The organism is uncultured Aquimarina sp., assembly GCF_947492115.1.
Classification (GTDB): Bacteria; Bacteroidota; Bacteroidia; order Flavobacteriales; family Flavobacteriaceae; genus Aquimarina.
The window spans coordinates 1-503 of sequence record NZ_CANLMM010000049.1 but is presented as its reverse complement, the minus strand read 5'-3'; the positions used below and the strand labels follow the sequence as shown (position 1 = coordinate 503).

At 37.8% G+C, this 503-nt stretch carries 1 pseudogene; it reads right to left on the bottom strand.

The features are described 5' to 3' along the window. A pseudogene (locus tag Q1A73_RS24475) lies at nt 1-503 on the bottom strand (carboxypeptidase); the annotation flags it as partial.

Genomic DNA, 503 nt, shown 5'->3' with positions numbered 1-503 from the left:
CCTGTAATAGCAGGTGTTGCCTCAGATTGATCTTTACAATATAAGGATTGATCATAGCTAAAGCTAGCATCATCAAGATCTGTTATATTTATGTTTACTTGACTGGAGTTTGGACAAGTTCCAGTTGTGGTATAGGTTACTACGTAATCACCCAGATCACTATTTGTGATATCAATAACTCCTGAATCAGGATCAATATCCAATCCAGTTGTACTAGAGAACACTCCACCAGTTAGTCCTGTAATAGCAGGTGTTGCCTCAGATTGATCTTTACAATATAGGGATTGATCATAGCTAAAGCTAGCATCATCAAGATCTGTTATATTTATGTTTACTTGACTGGAGTTTGGACAAGTTCCAGTTGTGGTATAGGTTACTATATAATCTCCCGGATCACTGTTAGTAATATCTATGATTCCTGAATCAGGATCAATATCCAATCCAGTTGTACTAGAGAACACTCCACCAGTTAGTCCTGTAATAGCAGGTGTTGCCTCAGATTG